Source organism: Stenotrophomonas sp. AS012628, from assembly GCF_010608305.1.
GTDB lineage: Bacteria > Pseudomonadota > Gammaproteobacteria > Xanthomonadales > Xanthomonadaceae > Stenotrophomonas > Stenotrophomonas geniculata.
The window spans coordinates 1-15,954 of the sequence record NZ_VMBJ01000049.1 but is presented as its reverse complement, the minus strand read 5'-3'; the positions used below and the strand labels follow the sequence as shown (position 1 = coordinate 15,954).

Sequence of the window (15,954 nt, the reverse complement as noted above, 5' to 3'; positions counted from 1 at the left end):
ACGGCGTGGAAACGCGGGCGGGAGTCAATCGATGCGCGCGTAGGCCGGCAGGGTCAGGAAATCGGTCAGTTCGTCGCTGCGGCTCAGTTCGCCGAGCAGGGTGATGGCTTCGCCGATGCGTGTACCACCAGGCAGCGCGGCGGTATCGCCCAGCCGTGCCGGCAGCTGCGAGAGAGTGGAATCCAGCAGCGCCAGATCGATCGCGGTGCCGTCGTCCAGTTGCTGGCCCGGCGTATGCAGCCACTGCCACAGCTGGCTGCGGCTGATCTCGGCGGTGGCCGCGTCCTCCATCAGGTGGTGGATCGGCACGCAACCGTTGCCATCCAGCCACGCCGCCAGGTAGCGCACGCAGACTTCCACGTTGCCTTCGAAGCCGGCACGGGTGATGGTGCCCGGCGGGCGCGCGATCAGTTCATCGCGACCCACGCGCACATCCTGGCGCAGCACGCTGTGCTGGTTCGCACCGGGCATGTGTTCGTCGAAGATCGCCATCGCCACTGGAATCAGCGCCGGATGCGCAACCCAGGTGCCGTCATGGCCGGCGGTGACTTCGCGCAGCTTGTCGGCGCGCACCCGGGCCATCGCCTGTTCGTTGGCCGCGGCATCGTTGTTGATCGGGATCTGCGCGGCCATGCCGCCCATCGCATGCGCACCGCGGCGGTGGCAGGTCTGGATCAGCAGTTCCGAATACGCCTTCAGGAACGGCTGGGTCATGGTCACCTGGCCGCGTTCGGGCAGCACGCGGTCGGCGTGGCGGCGGAAGGTCTTCAGGTACGAGAAGATGTAATCCCAGCGCCCGCAGTTCAGGCCGACGATGCGGTCACGCAGTGCGTGCAGGATCTCGTCCATCTCGAACACCGCCGGCAGCGTTTCGATCAGCACGGTCACCTTGATCTGGCCGTGCGGCAGGCCGAGCATGCCTTCGATGTGCGACAGCGCGGTCTCCCACAGCGCGGCCTCTTCCATGCTCTGCAGCTTGGGCAGGTAGAAGTACGGGCCGCGGTCCTTGGCCTGCAGGGTGCGGGCGTTGTGGAAGGCGAACACCGCCGCGTCGAACAGCCCGCCGGCGATGAACTGGCCGTCGATGCGCACGTGCTTCTCGTCCAGATGCCAGCCGCGCGGGCGCACGATCAGCACGGCCTGTTCGTCGTACGGGCGCAGCGTGTAGTGCTTGCCATTGGCGGCGGTGAATTCCAGATCACCACGCACCGCCGCCGCCAGCGACTGCTGCCCGGCCAGCAGGTTGCGCCAGGTCGGCGAGGTCGAATCCTCGAAGTCGGCCATGAACACCTTGGCGCCGGAGTTCAGCGCGTTGATGACCATCTTTGGGTCGGTCGGGCCGGTGATCTCGACGCGGCGGTCCTGCAGCGCGGCCGGCAGCGGCGCAACGCGCCAGTCGCCGCTACGGATTGCGAGGGTGTCTTCACGGAAGTCCGGCAAGCCGCCCTGGTCGAAGAACGCCTGGCGTTCACGGCGGGCCTGCAGCCGTGCCTGCCGGCCCGGTTCCACCGCACGGTGCAGCGACACCAGCAGGGCCAGCAGCGGCGCCGGCAGCACGGTGTCCTGACCGGCCACGCGGGTCGCCAGGGCGATGCCGGGGGTGGCCTTGCTGGCAGGGGTGGGAACAGCGGAAGCGACGGCGGACATGGGGCGACTCCAGCGGTGGGGAACGCCTCCACGGTGCCGCCCGGGCCGAGTATTTGGCAAAACAGTTTTTGCAATGCTCTACATAAGTTGTGCTAATACTTGTAACGCCATGACCACGCGCCCCTCGCCAAGTCCGCGTTTTTCCTACAAATCCGACCGGTTGAAGCCGTTGCGCGCGTTCTGCCAGACCGTGCGTCTGGGCTCTGTCTCACGGGCGGCTGAGGCATTGTTCGTCAGCCAGCCGGCCATCAGCCTGCAGTTGCAGGCCCTGGAACGGGAGCTGGGCGTGCCGTTGTTCGAGCGCAGCGGGCGTCGCCTGGTGCCCAGCCGCGAGGGCCAGCTGCTGTACGAAATGGCGCAGCCGCTGGTGGAGAACCTGGACGGGCTGGAGGCACGCTTCCGCGACAAGGTACGCGGCCTGGATGCGGGCGAGCTGAACATCGCCGCCAACAGCTCGACCATCCTGTACCTGCTGCCGAAGATCGTCGAACGCTTCCGCCTGCACTACCCGGACGTGCGCCTGACCCTGCACAACGCGATCAGCGCCGACGGCACCGACCTGCTGCGCGAGGATGCCGCCGACCTGGCGATCGGTTCGATGACCGATGTGCCGGCCGACCTGACCTACGCCCCGGCCTACCGCTTCGAGCAGGTACTGATCGCGCCGCACGATCATCCGCTGGCCAGCGGTGGCGAGCTGGAGCTGGCTGACATCGCGCGCTATCCACTGGTGCTGCCACCGAAGCGGCAGATCACCTATCGGCTGGTCGACCAAGTGTTCCAGCGCCACCGCATCGCCTACACCGTGGCGCTGGAGGTGGGCGGCTGGGAGGTGATCAAGCAGTACGTGGCGATGGGCATGGGGATTTCGATCGTGCCGGCGCTGTGCCTGCACGAGGCCGACCGCGAGCGGCTGGCGGCGCGATCAATGAAGCGCTGGTTCCCCGAGCGCAGCTACGGCGTGATCGTGCGCCGCGGCAAGGCACTGTCGGCGCAGGCGCGGGCGTTCATCGAGCTGATCCAGCCGGAGTTGTTCAGTCCGCGCGGATATGATGAGAGTGGCCACTCCGATCGCTGAGGGCGTTTGGATTGCACATCAGATTCAACAAGGCCAACGTTGAAGTAGTGAACTTACAGGGAAGAGGTCTTATGCCGGGCAATCTTTACAAGTACTTCGGTCCACAGGTTATCGACTTGGTTCTGACTGATGACGGCGCGACTATCAAACTGTCAAAGCCAGAGGATTTCAACGATCCGTACGAATTGTTCTTGACGGTCGACTACGGAGTGGACGCCTCAGCATTGGCTGCCTACCAAGAGTTGGTTGGCAACATTGATCAGCTACCTACAACTTGTTTCTCAAACTCTCCGGCCGTCGTTCCGATGTGGGCACACTATGGAGTGAACGGATCTGGATTCGTAATCGAGTTCGAGGAAGAGTGCCTTGTAGACGAGTTTCCGAAAAGTCTGTTTAAGGATGTCACCTATCGGGACAGCGCGGATGATGAACTCACGGAGATGCTCTACAGAGCTCACGTGATTGGAAAGCCTCGGTATACGTATTTCCTTAGAAATGGCGTATTTTTTGGCGCGTACTTCACCAAGGCAAACTGCTGGTCGTATGAACTCGAGAGACGCATGGTGGTGACCGACGAGTCAGAAGTTCGCTCATGCGGAGACATTATCCTTGCAGATGTTCCGAAGCACTGTATTAGATCCCTAATCGCAGGAGCGAAAGCCACTCCGGATATCAAGGGTGCACTCAAAGAGCGAGCAAAATCGCTCAGCTGCTCATACTACGAGGCCAGAATCGGCAGAAGCTCCATAACCCCCTTCTTTACAGACCTCAATGGATATCCTCACGTCTTTAAAGAGGGACGTATCGAGGAAGCGGACCAGTCTTGCGAAGAGTGCAGTGAGCCCACGTTAGAAGGCAAGGATCGCTGCTCTTGGTGTCAGATCAGCGATGATGATCGGCGAGGCGCCGCCATCTCAAACCCGTATCGGATGCTCCACAGCTATGGACGTCTCAATGATTACATCAATCAGATGGATGCAATTTCCGCTCGAGCATCTTCCCGGAAGCGCTCTTCTGACAAGTAATGCAGCGTGGTTGCTAGAGGCCGAGAGACACTGAGCTCCATGTCCATCGAACTCCGTCACCTGCGCTACTTCCTTGCTGTCGCCGATACGCTGCACTTCGGCCAGGCGGCGGAGCGGCTGGGCATGTCGCAGCCGCCGCTCAGCCAGCAGATCCGCCAGCTGGAGGAACTGATCGGTGCGCGCCTGTTCGTGCGCAGCCATCGTCGTGTGCAGCTGACGCCTGCCGGTGAGCTGCTGCAGGAGCGTGCACGCGCCATCGTGCAGCAGGTGGAAACGGCGGTGGATGAGGTGCAGCGCGCGCAGCGCGGCGAGCAGGGTGAGCTGCACATCGGCCTGACCCGGGCCACGCCGCTGTCGCCGCAGATTCCGCGTTCGATCCTGCGCTACCGCCAGCAGTACCCGCAGGTGCGCCTGCAGCTGAGCGAGATGAACACGCTGCAGCAGATCGATGCGCTGCTCGACGGTTCACTGGACGTGGGCATCATCCGCAAGCGCGCGTTGCCGCCGGAACTGGTGGCGCACAGCCTGTTCGTCGACCCGCTGGCGTTGATCGTGCATGCCGACCACCCCGCCCTGCGCAAACTGTCGAAACAAGGAACGCTGTCGCTGCGCGACTTCGCGCAGGAGCCGTTCGTGGCATTTCGCCGCAGTGCCGGTGCGGGCATCCATGACCACATGATCGCGTTGTGCGCGGCCGCCGGGTTCACGCCGCGCATCGCGCAGGAGGCGGGCGAAGCCTCGACCCTGATCAGTCTTGCTGCTGCCGGCCTGGGTGCGGCGATCCTGCCGTCGTCATGCGATCACATCCGGGTGGAGGGCGCGCGCTTCGTGGCGCTGGCCGATGCCGGTGCGCATTCGGAGGTGCAGCTGGCGTGGCACCGCGAGGGGGTGACGCCGCTGATCCGCAATTTCGCCGGGTTGTTGCGCGAGGCGTTCGTGGAGGGCTGAGCGTGCAACCCACCCGGTAGTGGCCAACCTTGGTTGGCCCACGACCACAACGCCGACCAAGGTCGGCCTCTACCAGACCAGGATCACGCCGTCACCGGCTGCGGGGCGCGCTGCTGCAGCGCCCAGACAATGCCACCGCCGATCAGGGTCAGCACGGCGGCGAACAGGCACACACCCCGCCAGTCCCACGCCGCATAAGCCAGGCCGCCTAAACCACCGAGCACACTCGAACCCAGGTAATAGGCAAACAGATACAGCGCCGAGGCTTCCGCGCGCATCGTGCCGGCACGGCTGCCAACCCAGCTGCTGGCCACCGAGTGACCACCGAAGAAGCCGAACGTGACCAGCGCGATGCCGAGTGCCATCGTGCTCAGCCAAGGCAATGCCAGCAGCGCGATGCCGGCACCGATCAGCGCGAACGAGATCGACAGGATGCGGCCGCGTCCGTAACGCGTAGCCTGCTGGCCCATCCACGCCGAACTGAAAGTGCCCACCAGGTAGACGCTGAAGATCAGGCCTACCACGGTCTGGCTGAGGTGGTACGGCGGCGCCAGCAGGTGGTAGCCCAGGTAGTTGTAGAGGGTGACGAACACGCCCATCAGCACGAACGAGGTGGCGAACAGCCACGGCAGGCCCGGGTCGGCGAACAGCATGCGCCAGCGTGACGGCAACTGGCGCAGTCCATCACGGCGGGGGTGGAAGTGACGCGACGGCGGCAGCTGCAGCCACAGCAGCACGGTGCTGGCCACGGCGATGATCGAGACCACGCCGATGCCCCAGCGCCAGCCCCAGTGGTCGGCGATGATGCCAGCCAGCAGTCGCCCGCTCATGCCACCGATGGCGTTGCCGCCGATGTACAGGCCCATCGCCAGGCCCAGCGCGCGGCTGTCCATTTCCTCGACCAGGTAGGTCATCGCCACGGCCGGCACGCCGCTCAGCGCCAGGCCCAGCAGGGTGCGCAGCACCAGCAGCGTGGTCCAGTCGTCCACCAGCGCGGTGCTCAGCGACAGCATGGCCGAGGCCAGCAGCGCAGCAATCATCAACGGGCGGCGGCCGACCGCGTCGGACAGCAGGCCGGCCAGCAGCATGGCCACCGCCAGCGTGCCGGTGGTCAGCGACAGCGACATTGCGCTGCCGGCGGCGGACACGCCGAAGTGGCGGCTGAATTCGGGCAGCAGCGGCTGCACCGTGTACAGCAGGCCGAAGGTGGAGAAGCCGGCCAGGAACAGCGCCAGCGCGGTGCGGCGGAAAGCCGGCGTGCCCTGCTGGATGCGGGTGTCGGAAGCGGGGTCAACAGCGTGGGGGCGGCGTTCGACGGTCGCGGCGGTTTCGCCAGTCATGGGATCGGTGGGCCGGTGGGGACGGCCGGGTACGGGAGGGAACGGGCCTCAGACTAGGCCCGTCCATCCAGTCGATCCATAACCTGATAGGTCAGGATTGATACACAGAAAGTATCAATTCAGCTTACAGGCGCTGCCACTCGAAGCCGGCGCCCCGGCGGTAGTACACCGCCACAGCGCGGCCGTAGACCTTGTCAGCGTCGACGAAGCCGAAGAAGCGGCCATCGAAGCTGTTGCCGCGGTGGTCACCCAGCACCAGCACCTTACCGTCGGGCACCACCAGATCGGCGATGTCCGGGCCGCCGCCCATGTCCAGATCGAGGCGGGCACGGCGTTCACCGAAGGCTTCCACGTCCTGCAGGTCGGCGGTCTGCAGTGGCTGGCCGTTGATGCTCAGGTGCCCTTCGTGCAGCTGCACATGGTCACCGGCCACCGCGGCCACCCGCTTGATCAGGCGGGTACCGTCGGCCGGCGAATCGAACACCGCCACCTCGCCGCGCTGCGGGGTGCCGGTCGCCATCAGTTCCTTGCCGGTAAACGGCAGGCGCAGCCCATAGGCACGCATGTCCACCACCACCCGGTCGCCGGGCTGCAGGGTCGGCTGCATCGAGCCACTGGGCACTACGTAGTGGTTGGCCAGGGTATCGCGGGCGGCGGCGAGCAGGCCGAGCATCACCAGCAACGGCAGCGCCTCTTTCTTCAGCCAGGCCAGCGCGCGTTCGGAAAAGGGAGGGCGGGCAACAGCGTCCATGGCAGGCTCCGGGTCAGTGGTAGCTGCATCAGACCACATCCGGGCCGAAGAGGTTCCCGCACCGGCTTGCTGTAGAGCCGAGCCCGCGCTCGGCTGCTCTTCAAGCGTCGGTGCACGCCAGCCGAGCGTAGGCTCGGCTCTACAGGATGGGTTACGCAGGTTTTACGCCGTGCCCCGGCCACGGGCATCGCACCTTTACGGCCAGCACGTGCATCGTGTGCCCACCGCGCCGCAGGGCGCATTCCGCAAGGTGTTGTATGACCCTCCTGGTGATCCGCCACGCGTCTCCGTCGGCGCCGCGCCCGCAGTTGCCGGCGCAGCTGAGCGGCCATCGCGTGCTGTGCAGCGACTGCGCGAGTCTGTCCGAAGTGCGCCAGTGCCTGTGCCAGCCGCAGGCGCACTCGGCCGACTGGGTGCTGCTGGATGTCGGCGTGGCCGACGAGGCGCAATGGCAGGCCGAGGGTGGCGCACTGCAGGCGGCGCTGGAACGGCTGCCGGCGCAGTACATCGAGCTGCAGTCGCCCAGCGAGCCCGGCCTGGATGCGCGCCTGCGCCTGCAGCACGGCCCCGCCGCGGTGGTGGTCGACCAGCGCAGCCAGCAGGCCGGCTATCCGCTGTCGCTGGCCATCGTCGGCCGTCGCCTGGCGCAGGAGGGCTGAGCCATGTCGATCTTCATCATCCGTGGCCCGGAAGCGGCCGGCGCCTTGATCCGCACGGCGATGCCACTGCCGGCGCCGGTACTGAAGTCGCTGGTGCATCGTGCGATCGATGCCGGCACCAGCGTGGCGATCCGTGCCTGCGGTTCGGAACAGGAACTGCTGGACGCACTGCGCGTGGCCGACCACAGTCGCGGCGAGGTGACGCTGCTCGATCCGGGTGCATGTGCCAACAGCCTGCGCCTGCAACGGTTGCTGCCCTATCTGCACAACGCGTACGTGGAAGTGCATGACGACGGCGCGGTGGCCGAGCCATGCCTGCCGGCCGGTGTCGGCCAGCGCCTGGGCATCGCCGCCGGCTATGGCGCGCAGAGCTATGTGCTGGCGCTGGATATCGCGCTGGACCACCTGGGGCTGGCCGAGCAGGCCAACCGGGTGCATGTGGGGACGTAGCGCTGTTTGTAGCGTCGAGCCATGCTCGACTGGCTTTTCGTGGAAAACCAGCCGAGCATGGGCTCGACTCTACAAGGGCGCGAAAGGCAGCCGAGCGTAGGCTCGGCTCTACAGAAGAGCAAAGAAAAACGGCGGGGTTTCCCCCGCCGTTTTCGCTTTCTTACTTCAGCCCGCGGAACTTCAGCAGCGGTTCCACCGACGGGTCCTTGCCGCGGAAATCGCGGTACAGGGTCGACAGCTCCACGCTGTTGCCGCGCGAGAGGATCTTGTCGCGGAACTCCTGGCCATTGGCCGCGGTCAGGCCACCGTGCTCGGTGAACCACTGGTAGGCGTCATGGTCCAGCACTTCGGCCCAGAAGTAGGCGTAGTAGCCGGCCGAGTAACCACCGCCCCAGATGTGGTCGAAGTAGGTGGTGCGGTAACGCGGCGGCACCTGCGGCAGATCGACCTTGAACTTCTTCAGCGCGCTGGCTTCAAAGGCGCCGACATCCTGCAGCGGCGCGTCGGCCTTCTGCGTGTGCCAGGCCAGGTCGAGCAGTGCGGCCGACAGGTACTCGGTGGTCGCATAGCCCTGATTGAAGCTGCGTGCCTTGAGGATCTTGTCGACCAGTTCCTGCGGCATCGCCTCGCCGGTCTTGTAGTGCTTGGCGTAGTTGGCGAACACCTTCGGATCCAGCGCCCAGTGCTCGTTGAACTGCGACGGGAACTCGACGAAATCACGCGAGGTGGCGGTGCCGGCAATCGACGGGTACTTCACGTTCGAGAACATGCCGTGCAGCGCATGGCCGAACTCATGGAACATGGTGGTGACGTCGTCGAAGCTGATCAGCGCAGGCTGGCCGGCGGCCGGCTTGGTGAAGTTGCAGACGTTGTAGACCACCGGCTTGGCACCGGTCAGGCCGTCCTGCTCGACGAACACGTCCATCCAGGCGCCGCCGGACTTGCTGTCACGCTTGAAGTAGTCGGTGTAGAACAGCGCCAGCGAGGTGCCGTCCTTGTCGAACACTTCGTACACCTTCATGTCCGGGTTGTAGGTCGGAATGTCGGTACGCGGCTTGAAGGTGATGCCGTACAGCTGGGTGGCGGCGTAGAAGACGCCGTTCTGCAGCACGTTGTCCAGTTCGAAGTACGGCTTGATCTGCGATTCGTCCAGATCGTACTTGGCCTTGCGCACCTGCTCGGCGTAGAAGTCCCAGTCCGAAGCGGCGACCTGGAAACCACCCTTCTGCGCGTCGATCACCTTCTGGATCTCGCCGGCTTCGGCGCGTGCCTTGGCAGTGGCGGCCGGCACGGTGTCGGTCAGCAGCTTGAGCGCGGCAGCCGGGGTCTTGGCCATCTGGTCGCCCAGCTGGTAGTCGGCGAAGGTGTCGAAGCCAAGCAGCTTGGCCTTCTGTGCACGCAGCTGGGCCAGGCGCTGCACGGTCTGCCGGGTGTCGTTGGCATCGCCGCGCTCGGCGCGGGTTTCCGAAGCCTTCAGCACGGCGGCGCGCTGGTCGCGGTCGCTCAGCGAGCCGAGCACCGGCTGCTGTGTGGTGTTCTGCAACGGCAGCAGGAACTTGCCATCCAGCTTGCGATCCTTGGCGGCGGTGGCAGCGTTGTTGATCGCATTCTCGTCCAGGCCGGCCAGCTTGGCCTTGTCGTCGACAACGACGGCCGCAGCGGCCGTGGCGGCCACCAGACGGGTATGGAACTGGGTGGAAAGGGTGGTTTCTTCCACGTTGAGCTTGCGCAGGCTCGCCTTGTCGGCGTCGGACAGCTGTGCGCCAGCGCGCACCAGGCCGTCGTAGTAATGCTCGACCAGGCGCTTCTGCACCGGGTCCAGTTCCAGCGTGTCACGCTGGTCGTACAGCGACTTCACGCGCGCGAACAGCTTCGGATCGAGGTTGATCTCGTCCTGGTGCGCGGCCAGCTTCGGCGCCACTTCTTCCTGGATCTTCTGGCGTGCATCGTTGGTATCGGCCTGGACCAGGCCGAAGAAAATGCGCGACACGCGGTTCAGGGTCTCGCCGCTGCGCTCCATCGCCACGATGGTGTTGTCGAAGGTGGCCGGCTCGCTGCTGTCGGCGATCTTGCGCACGTCGGCCAGGTGCTGGCGCATGCCTTCCTCGAACGCCGGCAGGTAGTCGCTGTCCTTGATCTTGTCGAACTGCGGCGCCTGGAACGGCAACGTGCTGGCGCTCAGCAGCGGATTGGTGGAGGCTTCGGCCGGCTGCTGGGCCGGGGCTTTCTGGGCATCGGACACGGGGGTGGACTCCTTGCCGGAACAGGCCGCCAGCGCCAGGCTGATGGCGGCGGCCAGGACTACGGTACGCGACATGTAAAACACTCCTTGGGCAGACGGTACGGGATACCAGCCCTCCACCCTACTCCTGTCGCGCTCGCCCGGCATGTGCCGGACGTGGCGTCTATGCGGCGGCCTGCGGCAGGCTCAGACCGTACCGCGGGTCTTGCCCATCCACGGCCGGTAGAACTCGCGGATGGCGGCCATGTCGGCGGCATCATCGCCGCTGGGCGTGAACAGCGGGCCGATGCCGATGGTCTTTTCCGGGTAGTGGAAATACGCGGCCAGGATCGGCACGTCGGCCATCCGGGCGATCTTCAGGAAGCCGGCCTTCCAGTCCTTCACGGCCTTGCGGGTGCCCTCGGGGGTGATGGCGAACCACATCTTCTCGTTGTTGCGCAGCAGGTCCACCGCCTGGCCCACCGTGCCCTGCGGCGAGCTGCGGTCCAGCGGGATCACGCCCAGCTTGTGCAGCAGCGGGCCCAGCGGCCACCAGAACAGCGATGCCTTGCCCAGCACCTTGACCTTCATTCCCAGCGCGATCTTGGCCGCCATGCCCCACAGGCCGTCCCAGTTGGACGAATGCGGCGCGATGATGAACACCAGGCGGGGAATGTCAGGCAGGGTGCCGGTCACCTTCCAGCCGCCTATGCGCAGGGTGCAGCGCGCCAGCCAGCGCAGGAAGGCGTTGGGTTTGACCTGCGGCATCTGCGGCGGCACGGCCGGCAGCAACGAAGTCGGGTTGTTCAAGCAATCACTCCCAGTCACGTGATGAGCGCCCGCGCTTGATCTGCGCGCGCCCGCGTTTGGCGTCCAGACGACGCAGTTTCGACCCGAGGGTCGGCTTGGTGGCCTTGCGCGGCTTGGGCACGCTCAGCCCGGCCTGGATGAAGGCCGCCAGCCGCTCGCGCGCATCCTCGCGATTGCGATCCTGGGTCCGGAAACGTTGCGCGTCGATGACCAGCACGCCTTCGCCGGTCATGCGCCGGTCACGCCGCGCCAACAGGCGCGCGCGCAACGGTTCGGGCAACGAGGGCGAGTTGGCCACATCGAAACGCAGTTCCACCGCGGTGGAGACCTTGTTGACGTTCTGGCCACCGGCACCGCTGGCACGCACGAACCGCTCGACGATCTCGCCGTCGGGGATTTCAAGCTGCGCGCTGATGGTGACCGGTCCACTGCCCATCCGCGCATTGTAGCGGCAGCCACGTGCCGGAGTGCGGCATCGCGCACCGTATGCCGCCGATCAGGTACCGAACACGCCGCCTTCGCCTTGGCTGCGGGTATGCTGGCCGTCCCATGTACCGCAGGAAGCCCGCATGACCCGCACCGCACCCGCCCTGCCGTCCCTGCTGCGCCGCGCCGCCCTGCTGCTGGCGCTGGCCGTGGCCAGCGTTCCGGCCCTGGCCGCGCCACCGACCGATGGCGACATCAACCGCCTGCTGTCCGCGTCGCGGGCGCAGAGCATGATCGACACCATGCTGCCGCAGATCGAGGCGATGCAGCAGCAGCAGTTCCAGCAGGTGGCCGCACAGCGCCAGCTCAACGCCCAGCAGCAGGAACAGCTGAAGCGGATCCAGGCGCGGACCAGCCAGACCCTGCGCCAGGCCCTGTCGTGGCAGCAGCTGCGGCCGATGTACGTGGACCTCTACAAGAAGACCTTCAGCAAGGAAGACGTGCTGGCGATGGCCGAGTTCTACGAGAGCGCGGCCGGCCAGAGCCTGCTGGACAAGACCCCGGCGCTGATGCAGAACGTGATGGTGGCCATCCAGGCGCGCATGCAGCCGCTGTTCGCGGATCTGCAGAAGGACCTGGAAGCGATCGTCAACGAGCCGGAAAAGAAATAACGGGGTGCGCCGGGCCACGCCCAGCCGCTGGCTGTAGAGCCGAGCCCACGCTCGGCTTACCGCAGCAGCATCAGGCGTCGTCCACCTGCCAGCCGAACAGGCCCAGCGCCTTCTGGAACTCGCGGTCCAGCGGCGCACGCACATCCACCGTGCCACCGTCCGGATGCGGGAAACGCAGGCGCTCGGCATGCAGCAGCATGCGGTGCACGCCCTGCATGCGGAAGATGCGGTTGTGGCGACCATCACCGTGGCTGGTGTCGCCGATCATGTGATGCGAGAGATGCTTCAGGTGCCGGCGGATCTGCCGGAAGCGCCCGGTCTGTGGCTGGCAGCGCAGCAGCGCGTAGCGCGAACGGGAGAACTCACCGACCGGGACCGACAGCTCGCCGGTGGCCAGGCGCTGGAAGTCGGTGACCGCCGGCTTCTTCACCGGCTTGCCCGGGCCACCGTCGAGGTCGTGGTCGACCCGCCAGGACGGTTCTGCCGGCCAGCCACGGCAGACGGTCAGGTAGTCCTTCAGCACTTCACCGCCCATCAACGCCTTGCCCAGCGCGCTGGCGGTTTCGCGGTCGAAGGCCAACAGCAGGCAGCCGCTGGTGGCCCGGTCCAGGCGATGCACGAGAAAGATCGGGCGGCCCAGCTGCTCGCGCAGGCGGTCGGCCAGGAAGTCGTCTTCGCCACGGGCCAGCTTGCTGTCGTGGACCATCAGCCCGGCAGGCTTGTTGACCACGGCCAGGCGTTCATCCAGGTGCAGCAGCTGCAGGGGCGCGGTGTCGGTCTCGACCGCGGCGAGGGTCTCGGGTTCGGTGCTCACCGCGGGATTATAAAGGCCTGCCTTCTGTAGAGCCGAGCCCACGCTCGGCTGCTCTGCGCGACCGGCAACAGCCTGCCAACCAAGGTTGGCACCTACCTGTAGAGCAGTCAGGCGCTGCGTACGGCCAACAGCTCCCCATTGCCCACCGGCACCAGGCTGGTGCTGAAGTCCGGATCAGCCTCCAGCAGCGCCCGCAGCGGTTCCATCTGTTCTGCATGCGAGGTGGCGTTGTCCACCACCAGCAGGCCACCCGGGCGCAGCACGCGACGCAGCTGCGGCCACCAGCCGGCGTATTGCCCGCGGTCCGAATCGAGGAACAGCAGGTCGACGCTGGCATCCGCGGCCAGCGCCAGCCACGGTCCTGCATCGTCGTGGACCAGCGTGATGCGATCGGCCAGGCCACTGCGCGCGAAGGTGTCACGCGCCATCGCCACCTTGTCCTCCGCGTATTCCAGCGTGGTCACGTGGCCGTCGATGGCGGCGGCAGCCTCGGCCAGCCACAGCGTCGAATAGCCGTTGGAGGTGCCGATCTCCAGCACCCGGCGCGCAGCGCCGAAGCGGACCAGCACGGACAGGAATTCACCTGTCTCCGGCGTGATGTTGAGCATGCGGCGGCCACGCGCGCTTTCGCGGGCGTCGTTGTCGGCGCCGAAGCGGGTCAGTTCGTCCTTGAGTGCCTGCAGCATGGGGCCTACTTCCACCACGCGCGCAGCAGCGCCACTGCGCCGACCGCACCAGACAGCCAGCTCCACGCCGGCACGTCGCCCCAGTACCAGCCCGGTGGCTGCAGCACATACATCAGTGCGGCGATGGCCAGCAGGCCGACGCCGGTGATCGCGCCGACCGCATGCTTCTGCAGGCGCTGCACGCTGGCATCCAGTGCGGCCAGGTCGCGCGAGCGCATCGACAGTTCGTGGCGACCTTCCACCTGCTGGGTCAGCCAGGCATGCACCAGGCGCGGCATGTCCGGCGCGTGGGTCATGATTTCCGGCAGGCGCTTGCCGATCTCGCGTACCACCCGGCGCGGGCTGTAGCGCTCGCGCAGGATCTTCGCCAGCACCGGCTTGGCCACTGCCCAGATGTCGATCTGCGGATCGAGCTGGCGGCCGACGCCTTCGATGTTCAGCAGGGTCTTCTGCAGCAGGATCAGCTGCGGCTGCAGGGTCAGCTGGTAACGCTGCGCCACGCGGAACAGCTTCATCAGCACTTCGGCCAGCGAGATCTGCGACAGCGGACGGGTGAAGTACGGCTCGCACACCGAGCGCACGGCCGCTTCCAGGTCATCGATGCGCACGTTGTCCGGCATCCAGCGCGCCTGCACATGCAGTTCGGCGATACGGCGGTAGTCGCGGTTGAAGATGGCCATGAAGTTCTCGGCCAGGTAGTACTGATCTTCCTGCGAGAGCTGGCCCATGATGCCGAAGTCCAGCGCGATGAAGCGCGGGTTGGCGCGACGCGACGGATCGGTGTCGACCCAGATGTTGCCGGCGTGCGCGTCGGCATGGAAGAAGTTGTCGCGGAACACCTGGGTGTAGAACACCCGCACGCCCTTGGCGGCCAGCGCCTTGCGGTCGATGCCGGCCTTGTCCAGCGCGGCGATGTCGTCGGACGGAATGCCCCACACGCGCTCCAGGGTCAGCGCGCGCTCGGCGGTGTGGCTCCAGATCACTTCCGGCACGTACAGGTCGTCGCTGTTTTCCCAGAAGCGGCGCAGCACGCTGGCATTGGCGCCTTCGCGCTGCAGGTCCAGCTCGGCGGACAGGGTGTTTTCGACCTCGGCCACCACTTCGCGCGGACGGATCTTGTCGGCGCGTGGATGGGTGCGCTCGACCAGGGCGGCCAGCGAATTGAGCAGGGCGATATCAGCGTCGATCTGCTTCTCGATGCCCGGGCGCAGCACCTTGACCACCACCTGGCGGCCATCGGCCAGCGTGGCCGCGTGCACCTGTGCGATGGAGGCCGAGGCCAGCGGTTCGGTGTCGAAACTGGCGAAGGCCTCGCTGACCGGCAGGCCGAGCGCGTCCTCGACGATGCGACGCGCGGTCTCACCATCGAACGGCTTGACCCGGTCCTGCAGCAGAGTCAGCTCATTGGCCACATCCGGCGGCACCAGATCGCGGCGGGTGGACAGGATCTGGCCGAACTTGACGAAGATCGGGCCGAGATCCTGCAGCGCCAGGCGCAGGCGCGCACCGCGCGACTGTGCGGCGATGTCGGCCGAGGCGCGCGGCACGAACGGCTTGGCCAGGCGCAACCAGCGCTCGGCCGGTGTGCCCTGCAGCAGGTCGTCGAGGCGGTAACGCAGGATCACCCGGCCGATGCGGCTGGCGCGCAGCACGGCCTTCATGCGGCACCCCGCAGGCGCTGTACGCGTGCACCAAGGCGCTCCACGTCGTCGCGCAGCACGTCCACATCATCGTGGAAGGCATCCAGTTCAGCGCGCGGCACTACATCGCGCGATTCCTCGGTGATGAATTCTGCGGCGCTGTGGGCCAGGTCGACCGCGCCCTGGCGTGCGTGCTGCAGGGCGCTGCGCAGGGTATTGGCGACCTGCACGCCCAGTACCTCGCCGAACACGGTGACGAAGGGCTGCTGCCAGTCCGGGTCGAAGCCCTTGGCGAGCTGCTGCAGGCGGCGTGCCAGTTCGGCGTCGCCGGCCACGCGCACGCGGCCCTTGCCGTTGTTGTCACCGCGCCGTGCGTTGGCCAGCAGCGGCAGCTGCGCGAGCACGCCGGCCAGGCTGCTGCGCACGGCCAGGTCGGCTTCCTGCGCATCCACCGGGCCGACCCGCAGCTGGTCGCCGTCGACGCTGATGCGCATGGCCAGCGACGGCGCTTCCAGGGTCAGATCGATATGCCGGCCATCCAGGCTGGTCAGCGCATGGCGGGTATCCGGATCCAGCGCCAGCGCGCGGTTCAGGGCGATCTGCAGGGCGCGGCCAGCGACCGGCTTGAGGGACTTGAGCAGGGAGAGAGCCATGTGTGCATTCTACCTGCGTGGGTGGGGGGCTTGGGCCGGGCTGCCGCCCGGCACCCGCAGAGGCACCGGCCGCTGGCCGGCAAGATCAACATCAAAAGCGGGCTATCCGTGGGATGGCGGGGTGGGTCCGGTTGC

Annotated in this window: 16 protein-coding genes; 6 read left to right on the top strand and 10 right to left on the bottom strand. The window is 66.5% G+C overall.

Annotated elements, in window-relative coordinates:
- Window positions 1–24: 24 nt before the first annotated feature.
- Entirely contained in the window at window positions 25–1,647 is a 1,623-nt protein-coding gene (gene aceB / locus G5A07_RS18005; RefSeq protein ID WP_134959119.1) for a malate synthase A, read from the bottom strand.
- 109 nt (window positions 1,648–1,756) lie between these two features.
- On the opposite strand from aceB, the gene G5A07_RS18000 reads away from it, so the two are divergent.
- Genes G5A07_RS18000 through G5A07_RS17990 form a run of 3 tightly spaced genes read left to right on the top strand, consistent with a single transcriptional unit; the run spans window position 1,757 to window position 4,698 of the window.
- Complete coding sequence (locus G5A07_RS18000; RefSeq protein WP_191863732.1) at window positions 1,757–2,725, top strand: LysR substrate-binding domain-containing protein; 969 nt, start codon at window positions 1,757–1,759, stop codon at window positions 2,723–2,725.
- An 11-nt stretch (window positions 2,726–2,736) separates the two neighbouring features.
- Entirely contained in the window at window positions 2,737–3,750 is a 1,014-nt protein-coding gene (locus G5A07_RS17995; RefSeq protein WP_191863731.1) for a DUF2971 domain-containing protein, read from the top strand.
- A gap of 39 nt (window positions 3,751–3,789) precedes the next feature.
- Complete coding sequence (locus G5A07_RS17990; protein WP_191863730.1) at window positions 3,790–4,698, top strand: LysR family transcriptional regulator; 909 nt, start codon at window positions 3,790–3,792, stop codon at window positions 4,696–4,698.
- Between the two features lie 83 nt (window positions 4,699–4,781).
- Here G5A07_RS17990 and G5A07_RS17985 read toward each other — a convergent pair whose 3' ends face one another.
- Window positions 4,782–6,038, bottom strand: coding sequence for an MFS transporter (locus tag G5A07_RS17985; protein ID WP_164192496.1), 1,257 nt, complete (start codon window positions 6,036–6,038; stop codon window positions 4,782–4,784).
- A 124-nt stretch (window positions 6,039–6,162) separates the two neighbouring features.
- Window positions 6,163–6,789, bottom strand: a complete 627-nt coding sequence (gene lepB, locus G5A07_RS17980) for a signal peptidase I (protein ID WP_010487079.1) — start codon at window positions 6,787–6,789, stop codon at window positions 6,163–6,165.
- Between the two features lie 257 nt (window positions 6,790–7,046).
- On the opposite strand from lepB, the gene G5A07_RS17975 reads away from it, so the two are divergent.
- Together G5A07_RS17975 and G5A07_RS17970 are read left to right on the top strand one after the other, a co-directional pair.
- Window positions 7,047–7,448, top strand: coding sequence for a hypothetical protein (locus G5A07_RS17975; protein ID WP_143994096.1), 402 nt, complete (start codon window positions 7,047–7,049; stop codon window positions 7,446–7,448).
- Window positions 7,449–7,451: 3 nt separating this feature from the next.
- Window positions 7,452–7,898 carry a 3-dehydroquinate dehydratase gene (locus tag G5A07_RS17970; RefSeq protein WP_004153636.1) on the top strand — a complete coding sequence of 149 codons (447 nt, stop codon included), beginning with the start codon at window positions 7,452–7,454 and terminating at the stop codon, window positions 7,896–7,898.
- Window positions 7,899–8,058: 160 nt separating this feature from the next.
- On the opposite strand, the gene dcp is transcribed toward G5A07_RS17970, so the two are convergent.
- The 3 genes from dcp to arfB form a co-directional block, all read right to left on the bottom strand.
- Entirely contained in the window at window positions 8,059–10,215 is a 2,157-nt protein-coding gene (gene dcp, locus G5A07_RS17965; protein WP_019337438.1) for a peptidyl-dipeptidase Dcp, read from the bottom strand.
- A 111-nt stretch (window positions 10,216–10,326) separates the two neighbouring features.
- Window positions 10,327–10,929, bottom strand: coding sequence for a lysophospholipid acyltransferase family protein (locus tag G5A07_RS17960; protein ID WP_164192502.1), 603 nt, complete (start codon window positions 10,927–10,929; stop codon window positions 10,327–10,329).
- 4 nt (window positions 10,930–10,933) lie between these two features.
- A complete protein-coding gene (gene arfB, locus G5A07_RS17955) occupies window positions 10,934–11,365 on the bottom strand; it encodes an alternative ribosome rescue aminoacyl-tRNA hydrolase ArfB (protein ID WP_005420755.1) in 432 nt (143 codons plus the stop codon).
- Between the two features lie 133 nt (window positions 11,366–11,498).
- Between arfB and G5A07_RS17950 the strand changes: the two genes are divergently transcribed.
- On the top strand, window positions 11,499–12,026 hold the full coding sequence (locus G5A07_RS17950) for a DUF2059 domain-containing protein (protein WP_010487093.1): 528 nt from the start codon (window positions 11,499–11,501) through the stop codon (window positions 12,024–12,026).
- Between the two features lie 70 nt (window positions 12,027–12,096).
- Here the strand turns inward: G5A07_RS17950 and G5A07_RS17945 are convergent, their stop codons facing one another.
- The 4 genes from G5A07_RS17945 to G5A07_RS17930 form a co-directional block, all read right to left on the bottom strand.
- The gene (locus G5A07_RS17945; protein ID WP_191863729.1) at window positions 12,097–12,840 is read right to left on the bottom strand and encodes a pseudouridine synthase; all 744 of its coding nucleotides are present in this window, start codon (window positions 12,838–12,840) and stop codon (window positions 12,097–12,099) included.
- 107 nt (window positions 12,841–12,947) lie between these two features.
- Window positions 12,948–13,526, bottom strand: coding sequence for an O-methyltransferase (locus tag G5A07_RS17940; RefSeq protein WP_010487098.1), 579 nt, complete (start codon window positions 13,524–13,526; stop codon window positions 12,948–12,950).
- 5 nt (window positions 13,527–13,531) lie between these two features.
- Entirely contained in the window at window positions 13,532–15,187 is a 1,656-nt protein-coding gene (ubiB, locus tag G5A07_RS17935) for a ubiquinone biosynthesis regulatory protein kinase UbiB (RefSeq protein ID WP_191863728.1), read from the bottom strand.
- Window positions 15,184–15,819 carry an SCP2 sterol-binding domain-containing protein gene (locus G5A07_RS17930; RefSeq protein WP_143994024.1) on the bottom strand — a complete coding sequence of 212 codons (636 nt, stop codon included), beginning with the start codon at window positions 15,817–15,819 and terminating at the stop codon, window positions 15,184–15,186. Before G5A07_RS17930 ends, ubiB begins: the two co-directional genes overlap by 4 nt.
- Window positions 15,820–15,954: the final 135 nt, after the last annotated feature.